Annotated in this window: 23 protein-coding genes; 15 read left to right on the top strand and 8 right to left on the bottom strand. The window is 53.2% G+C overall.

What is annotated here, in order from left to right:
• Nucleotides 1–5: 5 nt before the first annotated feature.
• The 6 genes from AC1DXW_RS22685 to AC1DXW_RS22660 form a co-directional block, all read right to left on the bottom strand.
• Nucleotides 6–1,310 carry an MFS transporter gene (locus AC1DXW_RS22685; RefSeq protein ID WP_477760475.1) on the bottom strand — a complete coding sequence of 435 codons (1,305 nt, stop codon included), beginning with the start codon at nucleotides 1,308–1,310 and terminating at the stop codon, nucleotides 6–8.
• 45 nt (nucleotides 1,311–1,355) lie between these two features.
• On the bottom strand, nucleotides 1,356–1,748 hold the full coding sequence (locus AC1DXW_RS22680; RefSeq protein WP_223457532.1) for a 5-carboxymethyl-2-hydroxymuconate Delta-isomerase: 393 nt from the start codon (nucleotides 1,746–1,748) through the stop codon (nucleotides 1,356–1,358).
• Nucleotides 1,749–1,809: 61 nt separating this feature from the next.
• Nucleotides 1,810–2,667, bottom strand: coding sequence for a 3,4-dihydroxyphenylacetate 2,3-dioxygenase (gene hpaD, locus AC1DXW_RS22675; RefSeq protein ID WP_095152395.1), 858 nt, complete (start codon nucleotides 2,665–2,667; stop codon nucleotides 1,810–1,812).
• A 107-nt stretch (nucleotides 2,668–2,774) separates the two neighbouring features.
• Entirely contained in the window at nucleotides 2,775–4,235 is a 1,461-nt protein-coding gene (gene hpaE / locus AC1DXW_RS22670; RefSeq protein WP_223457533.1) for a 5-carboxymethyl-2-hydroxymuconate semialdehyde dehydrogenase, read from the bottom strand.
• A 5-nt stretch (nucleotides 4,236–4,240) separates the two neighbouring features.
• On the bottom strand, nucleotides 4,241–5,011 hold the full coding sequence (locus tag AC1DXW_RS22665; RefSeq protein ID WP_223457534.1) for a fumarylacetoacetate hydrolase family protein: 771 nt from the start codon (nucleotides 5,009–5,011) through the stop codon (nucleotides 4,241–4,243).
• Entirely contained in the window at nucleotides 5,008–5,682 is a 675-nt protein-coding gene (locus AC1DXW_RS22660; protein ID WP_223514704.1) for a fumarylacetoacetate hydrolase family protein, read from the bottom strand. Before AC1DXW_RS22660 ends, AC1DXW_RS22665 begins: the two co-directional genes overlap by 4 nt.
• 179 nt (nucleotides 5,683–5,861) lie before the next feature.
• Here AC1DXW_RS22660 and hpaA point away from each other — a divergent pair, with 179 nt between their 5' ends.
• Both hpaA and hpaR read left to right on the top strand, forming a co-directional pair.
• Complete coding sequence (gene hpaA, locus AC1DXW_RS22655; RefSeq protein WP_477760474.1) at nucleotides 5,862–6,764, top strand: 4-hydroxyphenylacetate catabolism regulatory protein HpaA; 903 nt, start codon at nucleotides 5,862–5,864, stop codon at nucleotides 6,762–6,764.
• Between the two features lie 127 nt (nucleotides 6,765–6,891).
• A complete protein-coding gene (gene hpaR / locus AC1DXW_RS22650; RefSeq protein WP_477756763.1) occupies nucleotides 6,892–7,314 on the top strand; it encodes a homoprotocatechuate degradation operon regulator HpaR in 423 nt (140 codons plus the stop codon).
• A 53-nt stretch (nucleotides 7,315–7,367) separates the two neighbouring features.
• On the opposite strand, the gene AC1DXW_RS22645 is transcribed toward hpaR, so the two are convergent.
• Complete coding sequence (locus AC1DXW_RS22645; RefSeq protein ID WP_223514710.1) at nucleotides 7,368–7,931, bottom strand: MarR family winged helix-turn-helix transcriptional regulator; 564 nt, start codon at nucleotides 7,929–7,931, stop codon at nucleotides 7,368–7,370.
• Between the two features lie 269 nt (nucleotides 7,932–8,200).
• On the opposite strand from AC1DXW_RS22645, the gene AC1DXW_RS22640 reads away from it, so the two are divergent.
• The 7 genes from AC1DXW_RS22640 to kce all read left to right on the top strand — a co-directional run bounded on the left by AC1DXW_RS22640 (nucleotide 8,201) and on the right by kce (nucleotide 14,431).
• The gene (locus tag AC1DXW_RS22640) at nucleotides 8,201–9,448 is read left to right on the top strand and encodes a Rieske 2Fe-2S domain-containing protein (RefSeq protein ID WP_477760473.1); all 1,248 of its coding nucleotides are present in this window, start codon (nucleotides 8,201–8,203) and stop codon (nucleotides 9,446–9,448) included.
• 77 nt (nucleotides 9,449–9,525) lie between these two features.
• Nucleotides 9,526–10,485 carry a PDR/VanB family oxidoreductase gene (locus tag AC1DXW_RS22635; protein ID WP_477760472.1) on the top strand — a complete coding sequence of 320 codons (960 nt, stop codon included), beginning with the start codon at nucleotides 9,526–9,528 and terminating at the stop codon, nucleotides 10,483–10,485.
• A gap of 96 nt (nucleotides 10,486–10,581) precedes the next feature.
• Nucleotides 10,582–11,427 carry an ABC transporter substrate-binding protein gene (locus tag AC1DXW_RS22630; protein ID WP_477760471.1) on the top strand — a complete coding sequence of 282 codons (846 nt, stop codon included), beginning with the start codon at nucleotides 10,582–10,584 and terminating at the stop codon, nucleotides 11,425–11,427.
• Between the two features lie 13 nt (nucleotides 11,428–11,440).
• Nucleotides 11,441–12,430: a fumarylacetoacetate hydrolase family protein gene (locus AC1DXW_RS22625; RefSeq protein ID WP_477756252.1), complete on the top strand. Its 990-nt coding sequence runs from the start codon at nucleotides 11,441–11,443 to the stop codon at nucleotides 12,428–12,430.
• 11 nt (nucleotides 12,431–12,441) lie between these two features.
• Entirely contained in the window at nucleotides 12,442–12,912 is a 471-nt protein-coding gene (locus AC1DXW_RS22620; RefSeq protein WP_477756253.1) for a PaaI family thioesterase, read from the top strand.
• Between the two features lie 56 nt (nucleotides 12,913–12,968).
• Nucleotides 12,969–13,508, top strand: coding sequence for a cupin domain-containing protein (locus tag AC1DXW_RS22615; RefSeq protein ID WP_223457553.1), 540 nt, complete (start codon nucleotides 12,969–12,971; stop codon nucleotides 13,506–13,508).
• Entirely contained in the window at nucleotides 13,505–14,431 is a 927-nt protein-coding gene (gene kce / locus AC1DXW_RS22610; protein ID WP_223457555.1) for a 3,5-dioxohexanoate:acetyl-CoA acetone transferase, read from the top strand. The genes AC1DXW_RS22615 and kce overlap by 4 nt, the downstream gene beginning before the upstream one ends.
• A gap of 114 nt (nucleotides 14,432–14,545) precedes the next feature.
• On the opposite strand, the gene AC1DXW_RS22605 is transcribed toward kce, so the two are convergent.
• Nucleotides 14,546–15,142, bottom strand: a complete 597-nt coding sequence (locus tag AC1DXW_RS22605) for a TetR/AcrR family transcriptional regulator C-terminal ligand-binding domain-containing protein (protein WP_477756254.1) — start codon at nucleotides 15,140–15,142, stop codon at nucleotides 14,546–14,548.
• Nucleotides 15,143–15,437: 295 nt separating this feature from the next.
• On the opposite strand from AC1DXW_RS22605, the gene AC1DXW_RS22600 reads away from it, so the two are divergent.
• From AC1DXW_RS22600 to AC1DXW_RS22575, 6 genes are all read left to right on the top strand, one after another.
• Nucleotides 15,438–16,436: a fumarylacetoacetate hydrolase family protein gene (locus AC1DXW_RS22600; RefSeq protein ID WP_477760470.1), complete on the top strand. Its 999-nt coding sequence runs from the start codon at nucleotides 15,438–15,440 to the stop codon at nucleotides 16,434–16,436.
• A 95-nt stretch (nucleotides 16,437–16,531) separates the two neighbouring features.
• The gene (locus AC1DXW_RS22595; RefSeq protein WP_477760469.1) at nucleotides 16,532–17,458 is read left to right on the top strand and encodes a VOC family protein; all 927 of its coding nucleotides are present in this window, start codon (nucleotides 16,532–16,534) and stop codon (nucleotides 17,456–17,458) included.
• An 18-nt stretch (nucleotides 17,459–17,476) separates the two neighbouring features.
• Nucleotides 17,477–17,827: a Rieske (2Fe-2S) protein gene (locus AC1DXW_RS22590; protein WP_477760468.1), complete on the top strand. Its 351-nt coding sequence runs from the start codon at nucleotides 17,477–17,479 to the stop codon at nucleotides 17,825–17,827.
• A gap of 84 nt (nucleotides 17,828–17,911) precedes the next feature.
• Nucleotides 17,912–18,814: a SphA family protein gene (locus tag AC1DXW_RS22585; protein ID WP_477760467.1), complete on the top strand. Its 903-nt coding sequence runs from the start codon at nucleotides 17,912–17,914 to the stop codon at nucleotides 18,812–18,814.
• 674 nt (nucleotides 18,815–19,488) lie between these two features.
• Nucleotides 19,489–21,192 (top strand): DUF1302 domain-containing protein, encoded by a 1,704-nt coding sequence (locus AC1DXW_RS22580; RefSeq protein WP_477755480.1) that lies wholly within the window; start codon nucleotides 19,489–19,491, stop codon nucleotides 21,190–21,192.
• A gap of 12 nt (nucleotides 21,193–21,204) precedes the next feature.
• A partial coding sequence (locus AC1DXW_RS22575) for a DUF1329 domain-containing protein (protein WP_477760466.1) occupies nucleotides 21,205–22,233 on the top strand: 1,029 nt, incomplete at its 3' end.

The following is a 22,233-nucleotide window of genomic DNA, read 5'->3' as shown; positions in this document are numbered from 1 at the left end:
ATCTCTTAATGAGGATTGACGATGGCGGCAGGCGTGCGCAGCACCAGGAAGGCGCCTGCGACGATCAAGGTCGCGAGGACGTAGAGGGCAAGGCTGGCGCTGTGGGTGGTGTCACGCATCCAGCCAATCAGATTGGGTGTCAGAAACGAGGCAATACTTCCCAGAGAGCTGATCAAGGCGATGCCCGCCGCCTGGGTGCTGTTTGACAGGAATGCGGGAGGCAGCTGCCAAAACATCGGTAGTGCGGCGCTCGCGCCCATACCGGCAATCACCAATCCGCCGATTACCATGAAGGGATCGTCAGGCAAAAGTCCGGCTACGGCGATACCGAGGGCTGACATGAGCAATGGCACACTCAAGTGCCACCGGCGTTCGCGGCGCCGATCCGATGAGCGTCCGCAGGCGATCATGAAACCGCAGCCTGCCAGATAGGGCAGAGCACTGAGCAGGCCGACCTTGCCATCGCTGCCAATCCCGGAGCTGTGAATCAGTGTAGGCATCCAGAAAGCTAGCGTGTTGACCGCCAACATGACCGCGCAATAGATGCCCACCAGCAGCCAGACCTGAGGATCTCGCAGTATTCCGCCAAACGAGATGATGGATTTGCGTTGCTCTTCGCTAGYCAGTTGGTTGCGCAGTTGGTCTTTCTGCTCGTTGCTCAGCCAGCTGACTGACTCGAAGTTGTCAGGCAACACCTTGAGTACCAGCAAGCCGAGAAGCACGACTGGCGCGCCTTCAATCAGGAACATCCACTGCCACCCACGCAGGCCCCCAACATCATGAAAGCCTTGCAGGATACCGCCCGATAGAGGGCCACCGACGACCCCGGCCAGCGGCACGGCAATGGCAAACAACGCGGTTACTTGTGCGCGCCTGCTGGCTGGATACCAGCGGTTCAGGTACACCAAAATGCCTGGGAAAAATCCGGCCTCGGCGACGCCGAGCAAGAAGCGCAACGCGTAGAAACCCTCAGCGTTTTTGATCAACAGCATGCTGGTCGACAGGGTCCCCCAGACGACCATCAACAAAGCGATCCAGCGTCGTGGCCCGATGCGATCCAGAGCGATGTTGCTGGGTACACCGAACATCGCGTAGGCAATAAAGAACAGGCCCGCACCAAAGCCGTAGACGGTATCGCTGAACTGCAGGTCGGCGCCCATCTGCATCTTGGCGAAACCAATGTTGATCCGATCAAGATGAGCAAACAGGTAACACACCAGCAGCAGTGGCATCAGCCGCCAAGTCACTGTGCGGTGGGTGGACATTGAGGCATCGCTCAAAGGCTGTGTAGCGGAAGTGGCTATGCTCATGATTTTGTACTTTTTGTGAGAGTGGCCGTTGGGGGGGAGGGCTTGCTAATTCGCCTGCTGCTTGAGGAAGGCATGCACGTTGTTGAGCTTGAAGTTCAGCTCGGGGTGCAGCTCGATCATTTCAAACGACAGCGCCAGCAGACGTTCCGCCTGCAGCGGAGCAAAGTGCGCGGTAATGACTTCGAACAGCTTTTCAGCGACCTGTTGGCGCGTCGCCAGGTCGCGGCCATGGCCAACCTTCAGCGTCATGTGGACGAAGGCGTAATCGTGTTTACCGTCGGCCATGCGCCACGTATCCAGTCGAACGCCTCGGCTTCGGATACCCCCCAGCGGAAATACACCGCTGCCCCCCAGTGTCGCGTGGACTTTTTCAAAAAGGCCCGGCAAGTCGGCCTGTAGCTCGATGTTGTCGGTGTATTCAGCAATAAAATGCGGCATGTGCCCTCCTGGTAGGCAGTTGCGCTGAACGGCGGGCGCGTCCCTGCCGCTTGAGCGAAATTCAGAGCGGGAAAATGGCGTTGATCTGGCCGGTTCCGGAGCTGCCAAAGGGCTCTGTGAGGACTTCGACCGGCTTGTTGTAGTCCGGTCCGCCCAGCAGACCCAAGAGCATTGCGGTGTCGTGCATCTTGCCCTCGCCGAAGCAGTGTTCGGCGTAATCAGGAAGCATCGCGCAGAACTCTTTGAATCGACCTTCACGCCACAGCTTGACCACGTGCATGTCGACCTGTTTGTCGAATTCGCGYGTCCAGTTGTGGATATTGGCTTCCGCTTCGCGATCGTCAGAGAAACGGTGTGACAGAGAACCGGAGGCCAGCACCAGGACTTTGCGGTCGCTCTTCTCGATTGCGCGGCGTACGGCGGCGCCGAAAGTGAAGCTGTCTTCCAGACGATGCCAGGCACACCAGGCCGCGATGGAAATCACCTTGAGTTTTTCGGCTGCAGGTACATCCATGTGCATGTAGCGCATGGGCACCAGGGTGCCGTATTCCAGTTCCAGGCTCGGGATGTTATGCGACAGCGTGCGCACCCCGGCCGCGTTGGCTTCCTCTGCGATCAGTTGTCCAAGTTCCGGGCAGCCTGGGTAGTGGTAAACCATGTCCTTGATGAAATGCGGTAGTTCATTGCTTGTGTAAACACCACTGAAATGCTCACCGTTGTTCACGTGGTAGCCGCTGTTCACCAGCCAGTGCACGTCGAACACGACGGCGGTGTCGGCACCTAACTCACGCGCGCGACGACCTATTTCCTTATGCCCTGCAATAGCTGCAGCACGGCAGCCGTGGTGTTTGCCCGGCAGTTCGGACAAGTACATCGACGGTACATGGCAAACTTTTGCTGCCAGGACGACTTCGCCCATGATGATTCTCCTGAAATTATTCTTGTCGATTCAATTCAGCGGCCAGTGAGAACCGCGATGAGCTGATGCGCGCCTCATCGCAGCCTTCAGCAGCGGCTATCGGCTGCTCACAATCCCCAGCGAGGGATGTGATGATTGCCCATGGAAATGCAGACGTTCTTGATTTCGGCGAAAACTTCGAAGCTGTATTGGCCACCTTCGCGCCCGGTACCGGAACCTTTCACGCCACCGAACGGCTGACGTAGATCACGCACGTTCTGGCTGTTGATGAATACCATGCCGGCTTCGATGCCGTAGGCCAGACGATGCGCCTTGCCGATGTCCTGGGTCCAGATGTAGGACGCCAGGCCGTATTCGGTGTCGTTAGCCAGTTGCAGGGCCTCGGCTTCATCCTTGAACGGAATCAGGCACACTACCGGACCGAAGATTTCTTCCTGGGCAATGCGCATTTTATTGTTCACGTCGGCGAACACCGTCGGCTGGATGAACTGACCTTTGCTCAAGTGGGCTGGCAGGTTGGCCGGACGTTCCAGGCCGCCTGCGAGGAGGGTGGCGCCTTCTTCGATGCCGATCTTGATGTAGCCGGTGACCTTGTCGTAGTGGGCCTGGGTGATCATCGAGCCGACCTGGGTTTTCGGGTCTTGTGGATCACCGACGATCAAGCGTTTGGCACGTGCCGCGAACTCAGCCACGAACTGCGGGTAAACACTTTCCTGAATGAAGATACGGCTACCGGCGGTGCAGCGCTCGCCATTGAGCGAGAAGATGGTGAACAACGCCGCGTCGAGGGCACGCTCCAGGTCGGCATCTTCAAAGATCAACACGGGGGACTTGCCGCCCAGTTCCATGGAATACTTTTTCAGGCCGGCGGTTTGCATGATTTTTTTGCCGGTGGCAGTGCCGCCGGTGAAGGAGATCGCTCGTACGTCCGGGTGCCTGACCAGCGCGTCACCGGCAGTAGCACCATAGCCCTGGATGACGTTGAGCACACCGTTCGGAATGCCGGCTTCGACGGCCAGGCGACCCAGTTCGTTGGCCGTCAGCGGCGACAGCTCGGACATTTTAAGCACGGCAGTGTTGCCCAGTGCCAGGCACGGTGCTGTCTTCCATGTTGCCGTCATGAACGGCACGTTCCAGGGTGACACCAGGCCGCAAACGCCCACCGGCTGGTACAAGGTGTAGTTGAGCATCTGGTCGTCGACCGGGTAACTGTGGCCGTCCATGCGGGTGCAGACTTCGGCGAAAAAATCGAAGTTGTGCGAAGCGCGCGGAATCAACACGTTTTTGGTCTGATGGATCGGCAGGCCCGTGTCCAGGGTTTCCAGCTCGGCCAGGTGTGGAACATTTTGCTCAATTAGTTCGCCAAGTTTGCGCATGAGTCGTGCGCGCTCTTTGGCCGGTGTATTGGCCCATTTAGGAAAGGCTTCCTTGGCTGCCGCCACCGCCTGTGCAACTTCTTCGGCACCGCCGCTGGCCACTTCACCAATCGCTTCGCCGGTGGCTGGATTGTAGTTGGTGAAGGTATCTTTGCTTTCGACCTCACGGCCATTGATCCAATGTTTGATCATATTGCTCAAGCCTCTTTACGGGCGGAGAAAAAATCCGCTTCGCTGACAATTCGATTAACGAGGCGACCAACGCCTTCGACTTCCACGATCACTTCATCGCCTGGAACTACGTCTGCAAGGCCTTCCGGCGTACCGGTGGCGATCATGTCGCCTGGCTGCAGGGTCATGAAACTGGACAGGTATTCGATCAGGTAAGGAATGTCGAAGATCATGTCTTTGGTCGAGCCTTCCTGGCGAAGCTCACCATTGATCCAGGTGCGCAGTTTCAGATTGCCCGGATCGGGGACATCTGCAACATCGACAATCCAGGGACCCACCGGGGTCGTGGCGTCACGGTTTTTTACCCGCAAATTAGGGCGGTAGTAGTTTTCCAGGTAATCGCGGATCGCGTAGTCGTTGCATACGGTGTAACCCGCCAGATAGCTCAGCGCATCTTCACGCTTGACGTTGCGCGCAGGCTTGCCGATGACCGCAACCAGTTCGCACTCATAGTGCATGTAGGCAACGTTGTCAGGTCTCCAGGTGATCTGATTGTGGCCGGTATAGGTGCCCGTTGATTTAACGAACACCAAAGGTTCGGTTGGCGGCGCGAAGGCGAGTTCGGCAGCGTGATCGGCATAGTTCAGGCCGAGGGCAAACATGTTGCCATGGGCCGGCGGCAGCCACTCGACCTGGTCTTCACTGAGGGAGCGGCCATCGCTCAGATGCACGATGTTGTCTGCATCAACCGTGACGGAATGTATTTGGCTTTCGAATCGGATACGAGCGTGTTTCATACGGTGCCCTCCTGCTCGGCAACGATGACATTGGTCAGGCATCCCAGACCCTGGATTTCTACGTCTACGCGGTCACCTGGCAGGACATCGACACGACCCGAAGGTGTCCCGGTGATCAACACATCTCCGGCATACAAGGTCATGAACTCGCTGATTTCGGCGATCAGCTGAGGAATCTTGCGTACGAAGTTTGCGGTGGAGTCTTCCTGTCGAAGCTCGCCATTGACTCGTAGTTGCAGGGTCAAGTCATGCGGATTGGCAAGCTGTTCGCGCGGTACAAATTCAGGGCCGATGGCGCAGAAACCATCGCGACATTTTGCTTTCACGGCAGGGCGGTAATAGCTCTCTTCCGGAAGACTGAATTCGTTGACGATGGCATAGCCAGCAACGTGATTCATCGCCTCGTCAACACTGACTCGACTGGCATCCTTGCCGATCACCACCCCCAGAGCCGGGCCAGGTTGCAATGAAACTCCTGCACCGGGATGCACCACGGCGCCGCCATGTACGTTGCGCGTATTCGGCGTCTTGATGAACAGAACCGGTTTGACAGGCAGCTTTTGATACGGCGGCTGCTCGAATTCAGAAAGGCGCTTCAGCAGCAATCCCTGGTAGTTCAGCGCTACACCGAGCAGGGTGCCGGTCGCAATGTCATGCAAGGCATGGCTCATGCTTCTCTCCTGGCAGTGGCGGGACTGGAGGTGTCCGGCCTGATTATTGTTAACATGCTATCGTTATAGTTAATATGTTAATGATCGTCAAGCACCTTATCGTTCATGGCGATTTACTCGCAACGGGTGCACCATGGGGGGCGGGGGATGTCGGGACTAAGAAAAATGAGAAGTGTGTGATGAACGATCGGTATCCAATTCCTAACATCAACATCGGCCAGGTCTACGATCAGCGCTACAGCGATAGCGAGGTGCATTACGACAAGCTCGGCAACCTGGCGGGTTTCTTTGGGCGCAACATGCCAGTGCACCGCCACGATCGATTTTTCCAGGTGCATTACGTCAAGAGCGGAACGGTGAGGGTCTATCTTGATGATCAGCAGTACGTCGAGTCGGGTCCCATGTTTTTTCTCACCCCACCGACAATTCCCCATTCTTTCGTGACGGAGGCGGACAGCGACGGCCACGTGCTTACCGTTCGCCAGCAGTTGATCTGGCAATTGATCGAAAGCGATCCCGGGCTGGCACTGGGTCCGCAACTGCCCCCTGCTTGTGTGGCGCTTGATCACCTGAAGCCTGAGCTGCAAAGCGAAGCGCGGCGACTGACATTTCTATTCGAAGAACTGCGAGGGGAGATGAACAGTGGGGCCGCCGGTCACAGTGCTGCGGTGTTAAGCCTGACTCGACTGATCATGGTCAGCGTATTACGGCTGTGCGCAAACCCTCTCGAAGCGACGCCCACGCGACGTGAAGACTTGCAGATCTTTCATCGATTCAATGCGCTGATTGAAGAGCATTATCTGGAGCACTGGGCGCTTGGCCGTTATGCGCAGGCCATTGGTGTTACCGAAGCGCGGCTTAACGACGTCTGTCGACGTATTGCCGATTTGCCATCCAAGCGCTTGGTGTTCGAAAGAGTCATGCAGGAAGCCAAGCGTCTACTGTTGTTCACGGGCAGTTCGGCAAATGAAATATGCTACCTGCTGGGCTTCAGGGACCCGGCGTATTTCAGTCGTTTTTTTCAGCGCAATGCTGCAATGACACCAGGAGAGTATCGCCAGCGACATTCGGGTTTTCGCTAACGACTTGTGTTTTTTTGCGGCTGAATCGTGTTTGTTTCTGGACACAGGTGTGCGGCCGATTTCCAGGCGGTTGCGCTACTGAAGCACCAACCGTAAGCTGTTGGCTTGTTCACATAGCCCAATCAAAATGTCCAATCCCAGACCTTCCTTGACACTCACCTTGCTCCAGGCTCGCGAAGCGGTAATGACGTTTTTCCGTCCTGGCCTTAACGATCATGACTTGACCGAGCAGCAGTGGCGAGTCATTCGAATCTTGCGCCAACAGGGCGAACTTGAAAGCCACCAGTTGGCACATCAGGCCTGTATTCTCAAACCCAGCATGAGCGGTGTACTCAAGCGCCTGGAGCGCGACGGCCTGGTTATTCGCAGGAAATCGGCTGAAGATCAGCGACGCATTTTCCTCAATCTGACTGAGCAAGGACATGAATGCTTTTTGTCGATGAGCGAGGGGATGGAGCGCAATTACCTCGAGATCCAGCGGCAGTTTGGTGAGAAGAAACTGCAGAAATTGGTCGAGCTACTCGAGGATCTTAAAAAGATTAAGCCCTGAAAAGGGCTGGCTGCTTTTTCAAATCGGCGACATCCGCAGTCATGAAGTGCTCATCACAGACTGGGATCGTCAGAGCGTGCGAGTGGGTTTTCACTGAGGGGAGTAATCTCCATCCACCCGGCTTCCAGCGAGTGCAGCAGATGGCCAATCTGATCAAGCTCACCTTCTTCGCTATCGAGCGAAGCGAGGCATTTGGAGCTTGATTCCGCCAGGCGGGTGATGGCGACATCAACCAAGCGCATTCCTTCCTCACTCAATTGAATCAATTGACCTCGGCGATCACGTGGATCGGGAATCCGGTTGGCGACGCCGCGTTCTACCAATTTGTCCGCTCGATAGGTGGCAGCGCCTGACGTCACCTTCAGCAGACGAAAGACATCGGTAGGGCGCATGCAGTAAGGCGGGCCGCTTCGCCGTAAAGCGAACAGCAGCATGAGATCCTTCATTCCCAGTTCAAGGTCGTCCGCGATTACCTCAATGTGGTGATCGATCAACATGGCGAGGCTTCGGATTCGGAGAGTAATCGCCAATCCATGGTGATCCAGATCCGGACGTTCGTTACGCCATGCTTGCGCCACGGCCTCAGGGCTGGCGGCAGGAAACAATAAATCGTTCATGCAAAATCCATCAGGTGGCTTTGAGGTGATCATACCTTAGTGCGAACCAGGTGTGCCTTGCAGCTATGGCGCTGCTGAGGCGATGAACCCAAGTGCATTGAGGCCGACGGAGCGTTCATCGTAAAGCGTTAACATGCTAACGAATTTTCTTGACGATCGGTAAAGGTGAGCATAGCCTAAAACTATCTTAATAATTGAGATACTTCTTTATTAAGATAGTTTTGGCCGCCTGGCTGCGGCTCTTCTAAAAAACAAGAACGGGACTCGCTATGCTGACCGCTGAACAGAACCGCCTGCTGACGGACGTCTCCCCTGGCACACCTCTGCACAGGTATTGGAAACGGCAATGGATTCCTGCACTGCGCAGTGAGGCGCTTGAGCCGGGAGGCACGCCGCAACGTGTCGAACTGCTATGCGAAAAATATGTCGCCTTTCGCGCAGATGATGGCCATGTCGGATTCCTTCATGAGGCGTGCCCACACCGCGGCGTTTCGCTGGCGTTGGGTCGAAATGAAGGTAACCGCCTGACTTGCATCTTCCATGGTTGGAGTTTTGACACGCAGGGCAACTGCACCAAAATGCCAACCGAGAAAGACCAGACTTTTTGCAAAAAGGTAAAGGGTCAGGGGTTCGAGGTTCGCGAGGGTGGCGGTATTGTTTGGGTGTACTTGGGGGAGGGTGAAGCGCCGGCCTTCACCGACTATGCATTCACCTATTTTGATCGTAAGCACGCCAGACCGCGGGCTTCCTATAACGAAGCGAACTGGTTGCAAAACGTCGAAACGTTGATGGACTCGGCCCATATCGGACTGCTGCACCATGACACCACGGCGAACCCGGAGCTTCCCCAAGCTGGGCTTCAGCTCGTCACTGGCAACGACACCCCCAAGTACACGCTGGAAAGCAAGCCGTATGGCTTGCGGTCGTATTCGTTGCGCACCACTGGTCAGGAGCAGGACTACCTTCGGGTTACCGAGTTCGTAGCACCGGCGACCGCTTTCATTGGTACCACCGAACAAGAAGCGGGATTTCTGATCATCGTGGTGCCAGTCAACAATACGCGCAGTCTTCAGTGGTACGTCTATTGGGATTCGCGCCAACCTATCGATGAAAACCTCCCGGATTTCGCGCTACTCGGTACCGATGAGTCCGACGACAACTTCGCAGCGTCCCGCCAAGGTCTTCCCAACTATGGGCAAGATCGCGAAGCAATGCGTGCTGGTCGGAGCTGGACAGGTGTTCCGGGCGTTATTTTTGAGGATTATGCCGTTGCGGAGAGCATTCCCATCGTCGATCGGACACGGGAGTTTCTGGGTAGCGGGGATCTCGCAATTGTCCGTTTACGGCGTGAATTGATGGAGCGGATCCGCCAATCGGAAGCCAATGAAGACAGCATCCAGGCGCAAGCGAGCGATTACCGTTCATTGAGGGCGTTGGCTGACATGATTCCTGTTGGGACCGTCATTCAGGACTACACGGAGCAGGTGCGTCAAGAACGCAGAATGACTTATCTCTGAGCCCGTTAGGCCGTCAGATTGATGAGCTGGCGGCCGAACGCTCCAATAACAATCCATGGTTCGGGCTAGGTTGCGAAATGCCAAACACATTCCAGGTGTACATCAAATCAGTCACCCATGAGGCAGATGGGGTACTGGCGTATGAGCTAAAAGGGCTGGAGGGCGTGACGCTTCCTGCATTTACTCCGGGGGCCCACATTGACGTCATTGCGGAGGCTATTCCTCTGCGCAGTTACTCCTTGCTAAACGAACCGTCCGAGAGAAATCGTTACGTCATAGCGGTAGCCAAAGACCCTAAAAGTCGTGGTGGATCGATCATGATTCACGAACGCTTGCGTCCCGGGGACAGGTTGCAGGTCAGTGAGCCCAGAAATCTGTTCCCCCTCTCTGAAGGCGAGCATCGTTCTGTGCTGATCGCGGGTGGGATAGGGGTTACGCCGCTTTGGTGTATGGCGCAGCATTTGAATAACGAAAACATGGACTGGGAGCTGCATTACTTCGCTCGCAGTGTTAACCACGCCGCGTTGATCGACGCGATGCAAGGTCACATCACCCAGGACAAGGTCCAGTTGCTGTTGGGGTACGACGTCGAGGCTACCGTCGCTCACATCCAGGAGGTTTTCCGTGGTGATGATGGAACCCGGCATTACTATTGTTGCGGGCCTGCGGGGATGATTCAGGCCTATTCTCAGCAAGCAAAGGCGCTTTCCATCGCTGATAGCAGAGTTCACTTCGAGAGCTTTATACCGCTGCAGGAAGCCGCGACATCGGGTGGGTATGAGATCGTACTGGCGAAGACCGGGAAGACCCTCAAGATGGAGCAGGGTAAAAGCATGCTCGATGCGCTGATTGAAAACGGTGTAGAGGTGATGCATTCCTGTCGCGAAGGCATCTGTGGTGCTTGTGAGGTGCGGGTGCTGGAGGGCACGCCAGACCATCGCGATTCAATTCTCAGCGAGGCGGAAAAGCAGGCGGGCAAGACTGTCTTTGTTTGCTGCTCAGGAAGCAAGACGCCTCGTATGGTGTTAGACCTGTAATACCCGTCCTCTGGCGGGTTTATCAAGCATGGGTAGGCTCGTTGACAAAACGATACGTATAGTTTTATATATGGGTACTTTCAACGAGAACAAAAAATGTCCAACGACTCTCTGCGTGTGATGTGGTTTGTCCCTCCTGCCATTGCGGTAGCAGCCTCGTGGCAAATGCCGGCAGATTTGCGCCTCGAGTCTTCGATGACTCAATCGTCTGATGAGCAGTACTCGTCACTGTGTGCAGGAGAGGTCGACGCGGTCGTAACGTCGATCGACAACGTTCTGCACTGGAACCGCCGGCAAGGTCCACAAGACTTCGTGGTGATTGCTCAGATTGAAACCACCACGCCGTTACAACTGGTCGGCTCCTCGGCCATGTCAGCTCCTGCGGATTTGCGCGGTGCCAACATTCTGGTGGATGCCCCCGAGAACGGTTTTGTCATTGCCCTTCGAGCGCTACTCAAGGAAGCAGGACTCGGTGCTGACGACTATCGCCTGACACCCGTTGGCGGGGTGCGTGAGCGGTTTACGGCTCTTGTTGCGGGGGAGGGTGATGCGACCTTGCTCGGGCCGCCGTTCGACACCATGGCGGTTCAGCGGGGACTCAAGAAAATTGCAACAATTCAGGATGTATTTGCCAATTTTCCAGGTCAAGGATTGGTCGTGAGGAAATCGGTGAGTCATGCGAATGAAGCGCTGAAAGCGTGGGTACGCATCCTCAACGCAACGCTAACGACCCTGCCTAGCGACACGGCAAAGCTGACAGAGGCTTTGGAGGTACTTGGCATGCCTGTCGAAGCAGTAACAGCACTGGTGAATACATTCCCTGGAACTCTGACGCCTTCTCGCGAGGGTATTGAACTTCTTATTGGACAGAGAGCGCTGCTTGGGTTACCCGGCGCGGATTTTACCTATGAGCAAATTGTCGACGGCTCATTCTTACAATAATTCGGAGGTGCACATGAAGAAGTTCTCGCTCGGTACATTTTCTTTAAAAACCAATCCGCAGCACCGCTTTGCTGGTCTGGTTGTCGACGGGAAAGTTGTTCCAGTCAGCAGTGTGGCTGAGGAGTTCGGGGTTGATATTCTCCGAGAAAAAAATGTGCTGTCGCTACTGGAAAACTGGGATGCCAGCTGCGCCGCGCTCGAATCGATTGTGAGTAAAGCCATTACTTCCTCTTGGTATAATGAAGATCAACTCACGTTTCGCCCTGCGATTGACCTGCCGCGGCAAGTGTTCTGCACAGGCGCAAACTATCGAAAGCATGTAGTGGATTTGACCGTTGATTCAAATGTCGGACCAGAAGGGCTGAGCAAGGAAGAACTGAGGAAGTGGGCCGAAGATATGATGGATCAGAGGGTGGCTAATGGAGAACCCTATGTATTCACCAAGCCAGTCTCTGCAATTTCGGGTGCCTATGAGGACTTGGTACTTCCACCCACTACCAGCAAGCCGGACTGGGAGTTGGAATTGGCCGTAGTGATAGGCAAGGAGGGGTACAATATCCGGGCGGAAGAGGCCATGGATTATGTCGCCGGTTATACGATCATCAATGATATCTCGGCTCGTGACCTGATTCCACGCACTGACTACAAGATGCTCGGTACCGACTGGCTGAGATCGAAAGGGCAGCCAGGCTTTCTTCCGCTTGGTCCGTATCTGGTTCCCAAGCAGTTCGTTGAAGATCCACACAACCTCTCGATGCAACTGACAGTGTCCGGCAAAACAATGCAGGATGAGACGACTGCAGATATGCTTTTTGGAATTGAACAACAAATTGCATACATCTCGAAGTACGCAAAGCTATTGCCAGGTGATGTGATTTGTACCGGATCCCCTGCAGGCAATGGAACTCATTACAATCGTTTCTTGCGCGACGGCGATATTATGGTTGGCACAATTGCCGGACTGGGTGAGCAGCGGCAGAAGTGCATCAGCTATCCAGGTTGAGGTAACGTATTATGCAAACGATCGATGACAATCCAGATCGGGCCTTTTTGGAGCGTGTTATTTCAGAGGCCCAATTCGACATCCCGTTTGAATTGACTGCTGGACTAAGTGCGCTTGGCGCTCGGTTGGTTCATGGCCACCCTGGAGCTGTCGAACTCAGTTTCGAAGCGCCAGTAACAGCCATTCAGGGAAATGGTGTTATAGCCGGTGGCACCTTGATGACCATGCTCGACTATGCCATGGCTTTTGCAGTGCTCAGCATGCTGCCCTGCGGGCAAACCTGTGCCACTACCAGTATTACGGTGAATATGCAGGCGGCTGCGAAACCGTCGTTGTTGAAAGCAAAGGCAACAGTTGAGCGTGTGGGTCGTCAGATTGCATTCGCCAGAGCCGAACTTCATGACCCTCAGCGAGAAGTGCTGGTCGCCAGTTCGTCAGCAACATTTGTGGTTATGCCGGTGAGTCGCCTAAAGGCGGCATGAGTCAAAAAAAATTTAGTTAATTACGAAACTAAACGAACCGTTTTTGAGGCTTCATGATGAATAACATTACCGAAGTGGCCTATAAGCCAGTACGGAGAATTGTCACTGGTCATAACGAAGCTGGTGAGTCGATTTTCACCAGTGACGCCAATACTCCAAATGTTCTGGCACAAGCTGGTAAACCGGTCGCACAAGTCGTTTGGGCAACGGGTGCGGGGCGCGCRGACGGCTTGGATCCAGCGCCAGCCGGACACAAATTTGGTTTTCATTCTGAGGATGGTTCGCTTCTTCGGATAGTCGACTTCCCACCAGACGAGGCTTATGACCAAGAAAAGTTGGTCGAATTTCTCGATAACGAAGGTGTTCGCGACAAGAAGAAGCCTCGACATTTCTGGTTCCACAAAACGGAATCGCTTGATTACGCCGTGGTACTCGAGGGCGAGATTGTCGCGATGATGGATCACGGTGAGACCGTTATGCGGCCAGGAGACGTACTGGTACAGCGCGCAACGAACCACAGTTGGTCGAATCGTTCAGGGCGTAACTGTCGAATGCTGTTTGTCCTGTTAGCGCTGAAAGAAGGAGAAAAACTGTGAGAAAAATTATCATAACCGCCGCTATCACAGGTGGTGCTCATACGCCGTCGATGTCTCCTCATCTGCCGGTTACTCCCGAAGAGATTGGCGATCAGGCGATCGAAGCAGTAAAAGCGGGAGCGGCGATCGTTCATCTTCACGCCCGAAACCCTGAGGATGGTCGGCCCACTGGCGATCCTGAAATCTTCCGTCAGTTCGTGTCTCGAATTAAGGCCGAAACGGATGCCATCGTGAACATTTCTACGGGCGGTGGAGGCCCGGGAATGGCAATTAGCGAGCGTGCGGCGGCAGGTGTTGCGCTGCAACCGGAGATGTGCTCCCTGAACATGGGGTCTATAAACCTAAACCTTTCCGAAATGGCCAGCAAGGATCGAGAGTGGCGTTACAGTTGGGAAGTGGAACATCTTAATGCCACAAAGGATCTTGTCTTCCGCAATACTTTTTCCGATATCGAATGGATCCTGCGAACCATTGGGGATACCGGTACCCGCTTTGAGTTCGAGTGTTACGACGTCAGCCACTTGTACACGCTAAAGTATTTCCTGGATAAAGGACTGGTTAAGCCGCCGTTGTTCATCCAGACAATTTTTGGTTTGCGTGGTGCCATGGGGGCTCATATCGAAGATGTGATGCATCAGAAGCGAACCGCAGATCGTCTATTTGGTGATCAGTATCACTGGTCGGTATTGGGCGCAGGTAAAGACCAGATGCCACTAGCGACTCTCGCGGCCATTATGGGCGGCAACGTCAGAGTGGGTCTTGAAGATAGCTTGTACATTGGGCGCGGTGAGTTGGCGGTTTCTAATGCCGCACAAGTGCGGAAAATCCGAAGTATCGTGGAGCAGTTGGGATTTGAAATCGCTACGCCTCAAGAGGCCAGGGAAATGCTCGCGCTAAAAGGAAAGACAAATACTGCGTTCTAGATCCAGCTGGCCCACCAAGTGGCTGGGCATCCTGTAGATAAAGCATTGACTCTGTTGTGAAATACAAATGCCGGCCATCAGGCCGGCATTGTATTTTGGAAACTATAACGATCTTCAGAATTTAGAGCCCAGCAATTCGCATATGTAATTGATATGCGATTCAGCAAAGGATTCGTCCAGAGGGGCGTGACCTATCATCAGGCGCATATAAACCGGCCCATAGATCAAGTCCATTAGCGCTTCGAGATTTGAATCTTTTGAAATGTCGCCGCTGTTTTTCCACTCTTCAAGCATCTCTCTGACGACTGCTCTGCGGCCGTAATGAAATCGCTCACGGAAGACTCGAAGAATGGCAGGATCAGATTGACCCTCGGCAATGATTTGAGCGACGAGCCGGCCAGGCCATCCCGAATACTGCATCACCAAAGAACGGAAATGATGTGCTATGGCGTCGCGTGGGCGCATTCCTCGAGGAAGCGTTGTTTTTACCAAATGCTGCTCAATAAACGCATCGATGACCACAGAAGCCTTAGATTCCCACCATCGATAAATGGTCGCCTTACTGACACCAGCCTCTCGAGCTATTGCTTCGATAGATATCGCTTGAATCGATTTGTCCTGAAGAAGGCTGATAGCAGCCTCCAGGATCTGTCGACGCGTCGCTTCACTGCGAGGGCGTCCAGCAGGCGATGAGGTTTTCTTGACCTGCATTGGGCTCTTTGGTTCTGAGGGCTTGAAGTGGTCTGACTGATTCATTGTACAATCTTAAAAACGAAACGAAACGAGACGAATAGTATATTGTTTGTCTAGCTAAATTGCCACCTCAGCTGTTTCGGTTCCCTCAAGTCCCTGTGGCTCTAGCCAGGAAAAGGGTCTGGCTAGAGCCACAGGAATCAATCGATACCCATCCTGGTTTTTGCTCTTTACAAAACGGTTCGTGTCGTATAGATTTGAGCCCTACAGACCTGATTCAGGCTCATTTAGTCAATAAAAAGAGGGAGATCACATGAAGCTCGGCCGAATTTCTGTTAACGGGCCTGACGGCGCGGAAGCTCGTTTGGTGCTGGTAGTCCCAGAGGAGCGCCGGGTCATTGACCTGAAGCGCGCGCTCCATGAACAGTTGGTCAAGGACGGCTCTTCCCGGGAAACTGCTCTGCAATACGCAAATGCTGTTTTCCCTGGCAGTATGTCGGCGGCAATTGCGCTGGGCACACCGTTTACCCAGGCAGCTGAAAAGATCAATGCAAAGCGGCCGGATGCACATTCAATTTCATTCGATAGTGTGCAGTGGTTGCCAGCCTCGGATCCCTCTGTGGTGCGAGATGGGCTGACTTTCGTGGGGCACATCAAGGGTTTCCATGAAAAAATTGGCCAGCCGCCAACGCCTAATCTTTTGAAGGTGCCTGGCTATTTCAAAGGTACCCCGCATACGGTCATTGGGCATGAGGCGGAAGTTCCGTGGCCAGGATACATCCAGCACATGGACTACGAGCTGGAGCTTGGCTACGTCATCGGAAAGCGTGGAGAAAGTCTGCGTCCTGATAACGCGCTTGATCACCTGTTTGGTATCACCATCTTCAACGATTTCAGTGCCCGCGATTGTCAGGCAGTCGAAATGCCGATTGGGATGGGCCCCACCAAGTGTAAAGATTTCGCCTACGGTATCGGGCCTTGGATTACCACCGTAGATGAATTCAAAGACCTGGACCGGATCGGCATGGAAGTTCGCGTCAATGGCGAGACTTGGGGCAAAGGTGACAGCTCCAATAAGCTGTGGACGATTGGCGAGCTCATTGCCTGGGCCAGCCTTGGTGAAGCCATCGTGCCTGGCGATGTGATCGGTTCGGGTACCATGGGCGGTGGTTCAGCTTTGGAGCTTGATCGTAAGCTCCAGCCAGGTGATGTCGTCGAAATGATTGTTGAGGGGGTCGGAACCCTGCGCAACACAATGGGGCAACCTATCTCGGGTCTTTGGTGGCCCGAAGAACGCAAGCCATTCATGTGACGTGTATTTGAAATTCACGCGCGCATCAGAGCTCTCAGACCCGGCAAAAGTACGGGTCTGATAAAACAAAAACGCATTCTTTGATAGGTGTTGAAATGAACATCCTTGGCCCGGACACTTTGTATTTTGGTGTTGACGATGTCGCGCTCTGCGAGCGCTTCCTGGAGGATTACGGCCTTGAGCCGGTAGGGGGTGGACGCTTTGAGGCATTGGATGGAACTGGTGTAGTCATCAAGCATCGTGACGATCCGGCTTTACCTGCCTGGAATTTGCCGACTGCAAACATGTTGCGCAAGACAGTGTACGGCGTAAAAGACATCGCGACTCTCGAGAGCATCCAGAAGGAGTTTGAGGGCGAGCGTGAAGTCAAGGTTTTGGCCGATGGTTCGCTGGAGCTAGTGGACGATCTCGGATTCTCTCTGGGTTTCCAGGTCTCGATCAGAAAGCCACATAAACTGGCCGCCGAGCGTGTCAACGCGCCAGGAGATATTCACCGTCCTGCGAACAAGATCGGTGTAGATGACAGTTCAGAGCTCGCTCCCAAGCCACGAACGCTCTCCCACGTTGTCTATTTCGTCCCTGATGCCGAGAAGGCCGAGCGCTTTTATTCTGATCGTCTGGGCTTCAAACTCACAGACAAATTCGTCGGGATGGGCCCATTCCTGCGTCCCGCTGGGACTTTCGATCACCATACCCTTTTCTTCATTCAAACCCCGCCGCATTTGCAAGGATGTGAGCATTTTACTTTCCACATGGGCGGGCCACAGGAAGTACTGCAAGCCGGCTACGCGTTTGCTGCTAAAGGTTACGAATCATATTGGGGGCCTGGGAGACATAAGTTTGGGTCTAACTGGTTCTGGTACTTCAACACCCCATTGGGTTGCCACATCGAGTACGACGCCGATATGGATCAGCACGACGATGAATGGTCACCACGCGTAGCCCCTGCAATCACCGATAACTCCCAAGTGTTCCTGTTCCATTGGCGTGAAAAATGGGCTCCCGGCGGAAAGCCCGATTGATAAGGGGGTAGGTCAAAGATGGCAAAATCTGATCGCCGCAGGCTTTGCCATCTCGAGCAAATTGCGCCAGGGCAATCTTTGGGGTTCAGGACGGAAAGCATAGGTCAAGACGATATTTTTTTAGTCAATGATCGCGGAAATATTGTTGGCTACAAAAACTCTTGCCCCCATTGGCCCGGTTCGACTATGCCGGTGCGCAAGAATCGATATCTCGACAGTGGGTCCAAGCATATCGTTTGTAGTGGTCATGGTGCGTTGTTTGAAATCAATTCGGGTTTGTGCATAAAAGGCCCCTGTCTTGGCTTGCGTTTGACTCCTGTGAGTTTGGAAATTTCTGAGGCGGGAGAAATATTTTTCTTGGGAGAGTAGCATCCCAAAGATTTTTGGCGGATTTTCAGTTATTTAATTGCGTCAGTACCATTGCCAAAAACAAGAACAAGAAAGGAAAGTGTGATGAAAACTCCAGCTGATTTTCGCCTGGTGATTTGTGTTGGTGTATTGCTGTTTTCCGCCCAATCGATTGCGCTTGAAGGTGGCACTTCCAGTTATCCATTGGGTATTGTAACTGTCATGAGTGGGGCAGTAGGTGCTCCAGGCGAAACTCATGCCTACACATACAACAAAACTGTTGCCATAGACTCAATTCGAGATGGGCAAGGGAATAAAGTATTTCCGAAGGCTAAAGGAAGAGTCCACGCTCATGCTTTGAGGTTAGTACACACGCTTGATGGGCCAACACTACTTGGCGGTAACGTTTCATTGCAGCTCGCAGTTCCTTACGTTGACGGTCACCTGGATATCCCTGCACTGGGGCCATTTGGTAGAGACTCCTCGAATGGAATGGGCGATCCATTATTCGGTGCCTTGGTCAGTTGGCAGTCTCCAACCTATCTCCATAACCTGGAGCTGGATTTTGTAGCGCCTTGGGGAAAATATGATGAGCACGCATTAGTCAATCCAGGAAACAATAGTAAAGCAATCTATGCTGCTTACGCTTTTACCTGGTTTCCAATGCCGCAAGTTGAGGTCAGCTCGAAGGTCAGTGTTAACTACAGTTACGAAAATCCAAAGACTGATTATAAGTCTGGTATCCAGGTCGCTGTTGACTATGGATTTAATTATCGGCTGACCCAGAATTGGCTAGCAGGTATTGGTGGGTATTTATCGACGCAGTTGAATGATGACCAGTCCCACGGGGATGATGTAGGTAATCGAACCAAGTCAATAAAAGTCGGACCACAACTGGGCTACGCAAGTCGGGACTTTGGAATAGTACTCAGCTATCAGAAAGATGTTTATGCTCGAAATACCTCGGAAGGTGACGCAGTGATGCTCAACGGAATGTTTAAATTTTAATTAGGTGCTGCAATTTTCACGCTTGGCTTCTAATGCAAGCGTTTTTTTAAATGTAAATCACTGCTGGGGGATGTTGGTTTTACTGAACTCTTGACCTCTACCCGCCATTCAGCGCGTATCGATTCTTAAAATACAAGAGAAGCGATACGTGACGCTATTTTGTCCCGTTCAACGACGACCTCAAAACGTTAACTTTTCTTGCAGGCGCTCTTGCAAAACATTACAAACGTTAATTTGCTAAACGGTTCGTATTGTTTCATTTATAATTGTCACCGCTTAGCAGCTGAGAGGTGAGGTTGCGCTAGCGCTTCGTCTGTTCAGGCGTCAGGAAAGGGGGCGGCAGCTTCCAAATCTCAAAAGATTATAACTCTCTGTTCTTTCACCCTTGCTGGTAGTGGTTCCGCGGATTTTCTGGCTGCTGGGGTAATGGGACACCAGGCAAAAATCCCCTGCCAGAAAACCGTAGGCAAAACACATCGCCACGGGCTTGACAGGCATAGCTGACAGCTGTAAGTATACGAAACGTCCCGTATCGTAAAAAATTGGTGGAAATTATCTTGTCGCTGGTGCTCGGTGAGAGCCGGGTAGGTTTTGTGAGTTTTCGGGAGGAGCGGTTAGCGGCGTCAAAATTGAAATTCAGCGAAGCCTAATACAAAAACAAAAGAGGTTCGTATATGCGTGTATTCAAGTCTACTGCGTACTCATATCCGGCGCCTTCAGGGCGGCCGAAGTACTTGGCATGCGTTCTCGCTGGCGGTGCGGTGAGTTTGATATCGATGAGTGCCAGTGCATTTCAAATTGACACGGGCGACAGCGATATTCGTGTCCGCTGGGATAACACCCTCAAGTACAGTTCTGCATGGCGTCTGAAGGACCAAAGTAGCAAGCTTTCCAAAAGCCAAGTCAGCCTGAACCAGGATGATGGTGACCGTGCTTTCGATAAGGGCCTGATCTCTAACCGTTTCGACCTTCTCTCGGAAATGGATATCGCTTACCGCAATTTCGGTGGTCGTGTGAGCGGGGCAGCCTGGTTCGACACCGAATACCAGAAGGACAACGATAACAACAACCCCGCACGCGCGAACCAGGTCTCAGTTGCCTATGACGAATTCACTGATGACACTCGACATCTGCATGGCGGCGACGGTGAGTTATTAGATGCATTCGTCTATTGGAATGGTGAAGTTGCAGATCGTGCTTTGTCCGTTCGCTTGGGACAGCATGCCTTGATTTGGGGGGAAAGTCTGTTTTTCGGGTCCAACGGGATTGCGGGCGGCATGGCTCCGGTGGACGTGGTGAAGGCTATTTCAGTACCGAATACCCAGTTCAAAGAGATCACCAGACCAGTAAGTCAGTTGTCTACTTCCTACCAGCTTACTGATGCGCTCTCGTTAGGCGCTTTCTATCAGTTTGAGTGGGAAAAAACACGGTTACCTGCTGTCGGTAGCTATTTCTCCACTCTCGACATACTTGGAGAGGGGGCCGAGCGCTTGATTGTTGGGGAGCCATTCCCGAATTTTCTTGGTGGTAATCCAAGTAGCCCTGCGGCTTTTTTCCACGGCAAGGACAAGCAAGCCAGGAATTCTGGACAGGGTGGATTGCAGTTGCGCTACGCAGCTGAAACCGTCGATTACGGGCTTTATGCTATCCAATACCACGATAAAACGCCCCAGTTGTACCTCCGTCCTAGTGTATCCGGCCCGAATTTTGCCACCGGGCAAGTGGGTGATTTCTACTGGGTGTATCCGGAGGATATTCGCGCACTGGGCGCAAGTTTCACTAAATCAGTGGGTGAGTACAGCTTTGCTGGGGAAGCGTCTATGCGCTGGAACATGCCCCTGGTATCGAATGGTCAGGTCGTACTGCCTGGTGTAGAAGCTGACAACAACAACCATCCGCTATATGCGGTCGGGCGGACAGCCCATGTTAATTTGAACGTTCTCGCTTCACTTGAGCCATCCATCATATCCAATGAGGCCAGCTTGATAGGTGAAATAGCCTGGAACCGGCTGCTGAAGGTTACTGAAAACCGATCAGCATTGGATCCGAATGCTACAGACGACGGTGTAGGACTGAAGTTGGTGTATACGCCAACTTATCGTCAGGTCTTCTCGGGCATCGATCTTAGTGTTCCGTTGGGTGTCAGCTATTTCCCTATGGGTAAGTCGTCTGTGGTCGGCAGTTTCGGGCCTGATAAAGGTGGTGATTTCAATATCGGTGTAACCGCCACCTACCTTGATCGTGTCACTTGTGGTCTGACGTACACACATTATTACGGTCCAGAAGACACCACGCTCAATGAAGCAAGCCAGTTCAATTATAAGCAAGCATTAAAGGATCGGGATTACTTGGCCTTCTCGATCAAGAGCACTTTCTAAGAGGATTTTGACATGACTTCTCGATTTAAATTTAGTGCCGCTTACTTTTTCATAATGAGTGCTGTTGCTCTAAGTGCGTCCGCGATGGCTTCCGGAGTAGATGATTTGGGTAAAAGCCTGACACCGTTGGGGGCGGAGCGGGCTGGTAATACTGATAAAAGTATCCCGGCATGGGATGGTGGATATACCACTGTTGATCCGGCTTATCAGAAGGGTGGCAAGCGTGGTGATCCTTTCGCCGCGGATAAGCCTCTTTTCAGCATTACTTCAAAGAACATGGCCCAGTACTCAGAAAAGCTGAGCGATGGTGTTAAAGAAATGTTCAAACGGTATCCAGACACCTATCGAATGGATATCTACCCAACGCGTCGAACGGCAGCGGCTCCGCAGTGGGTATATGACAATACAGCCAAGAATGCGGTTAATGCCAAGCTGGTAGAGGGTAGCGCGGGTCCAATGCCTGAAGGGGCCTATGGTGGCATCCCGTTTCCGATTCCGAAAAATGGCGACGAGGCGATGTGGAACCATCTGCTGAGTTGGAGCGGTACTTCGATTACAAGGGACGCTCGCTTCTATCTGATGACAGCCGATGGTCAACAGGTCATGACTACCGATGGTCGTGCTATCCAGGAGATGCCTTATTACTTCCAGGATGGCTCAGCGCAGACTTTCGATGGCGATTATTGGATGATCCGCCTGCTTAATATTGGTCCGCCCATTCGAGCCGGTGAGCAGGCGATGGATCGGGCCAATATCAATGCCGACAAATCACAAACGCATATCTACCTTGCCGGTCAACGGCGAGTGCGAAAGGTACCTAACTCCTGCTGCGACACGCCGGCGCCATCAACAGCAGGCGTGATGGCATATGATGAACTGTCCGTTTATAAAGGGCGACTCAATCGTTTCAACTGGAAGCTGGTAGGCAAAAAGGAATTATATATTCCCTATAACACCAATAAATTCTTTACCGCGGGCAAACCTGAAGATGTACTTGGCAAGCGGCATCTTAATCCGGACGTCTTGCGTTGGGAATTGCAT

This window comes from Pseudomonas sp. P4_C4 (genome assembly GCF_056402055.1).
The sequence above is the reverse complement of the archived record's forward strand: the minus strand, read 5'-3'. Positions and strand labels throughout refer to the sequence as shown.